Source organism: Bradyrhizobium sp., assembly GCF_049691595.1.
Taxonomy (GTDB): Bacteria; Pseudomonadota; Alphaproteobacteria; order Rhizobiales; family Xanthobacteraceae; genus Bradyrhizobium.
The window spans coordinates 1-1,507 of record NZ_JBAVNZ010000336.1 but is presented as its reverse complement, the minus strand read 5'-3'; the positions used below and the strand labels follow the sequence as shown (position 1 = coordinate 1,507).

2 protein-coding genes are annotated in these 1,507 nt (G+C 63.7%); both read right to left on the bottom strand.

What is annotated here, in order from left to right:
- Positions 1-171 (bottom strand): transaldolase family protein (locus WCE35_RS15050; RefSeq protein WP_424594137.1); only part of this gene is annotated, 171 nt, incomplete at its 3' end.
- 177 nt (positions 172-348) lie between these two features.
- Positions 349-1,245, bottom strand: a complete 897-nt coding sequence (locus tag WCE35_RS15045) for a TauD/TfdA dioxygenase family protein (protein WP_424594136.1) — start codon at positions 1,243-1,245, stop codon at positions 349-351.
- Positions 1,246-1,507 lie beyond the last annotated feature (262 nt).

The window sequence follows — 1,507 nt, the reverse complement described above, 5'->3', positions numbered from 1 at the left end:
TTCATCCGAACTGCCGATCGCCTTTTCGAAGATCGACGGGTTCGACGTGACGCCCTTGACGCCGTCGCTATCGATCAGCTGTTTGAGGTCGCCGCGGGCGACGAAGCCACGGGCCAGAAAGTCGAGCCAGACCGCCTGACCGTGATTTTCGAGTGCTTTGACGGGATTCATGATGCCTGTTCTGTTCGAGCTGGATCATTCTCGGCCGTCGGCACTTTTTCTGGCGGAGAGCCGGATTGTCAACCGTTCCGTGGCGAGGTACTGACGGGCGGAATAGGCGTACCCCCTCGAGATAACGCCATTCACACCATATCGATCCCGCGAAGCGGCTGTTTGACGGCGATGTCGTCAGGCCGGCGCCGCGCTGCCCTTGATCTGCGTCCGGTGCATGATGCGGCGTGCCGAGGCGTCGAACGGATCGCGCCGATGCATGGTACATCGGTTATCCCACAGCACGAGGTCGCCGACCCGCCAGACGTGCTCCCAGGTGAACGCCGGGCGCGCGACGAAATCCCACAGCTCATCGAGCAGCGCCTCGGAGTCGGCAAGTTCGAGCCCCATCAGATACGCATTGCGCCGGCGGCCGAGATAGAGCATGCGCCGCCCGGTGTCGGGGTGGATGCAGACCAGCGGATGGAGGGCGCCCGGCGAGGTCCGAGGATCGTCGGTCGCGGTGACGCCCTGACGCAGATAACCGCCGCTGTTGTAGGTACCGTCGTGCTTGATCTTCAGGTTCGCGATCCGGCGTTTCAGGTTTTCCGGCAGGGCTTGGTAGATCGCGTACATGCTGCAAAACGACGTGTTGCCGCCGGAAGGCGGCACCTCGAGCGCGTAAAGCATGCTCGCCATTGGCGGCACGTCGAGATACGACATGTCGGTATGCCATGCCGCCTCGCCGGCGCCGAGGCTGCCGATCGGCTGACCATTCACCGTCACGTTCGAAACGATGTAGATTTCAGGCAGCCCCTCGACGAAGCGCCGGCCGGTCTCCTGTACCGGCGCCCAGTCGAGGTCGCCGAAGCGGCGGCTGAAGGCGATGAGGTCGCGGTCGCCGAGGGTCTGGCCACGCAGCAGGATAACCTGGTGGTCGTGCCAGGCGCGCGTGAGCGCGGCGAACTGCGATATGTCGAGGTCCTTGAGATCGACGCCGCGCACCTCTGCGCCCAGCGCAGCTCCGGTCGAAATCACCTCGATCGGCCGACCGCCGATGTCGCGTGCAACTTCACCCTCGACGCTTAAACCCATCGGCACCCCTCCGGCTGCACGGTCCAGTCCGACAATTGTATCACCGCGCGGGGGGATGGAGAAATCCCCGGGAATCGGGCTATTTGGCGGCTATCCGGGGCGTTTCTGCAACGACGGCAAGGCGCCGGATGCAGCTATCCCGCCGGACGACAATCCCGCGATCCGATCGGTATCAGGTCGGCGCGCCGGTTGGCCGGTGACGTAACGGTCGCAATGAGGTTATGTTCTCTCGATCCCGGATCGTCGTTATTGGTTTCCGGAT

Excerpts from the sequence above, each read along its gene's own strand:
- WCE35_RS15045 (WP_424594136.1), bottom strand. The coding sequence starts at position 1,245 with ATGGGTTTAAGCGTCGAGGGTGAAGTTGCACGCGACATCGGCGGTCGG.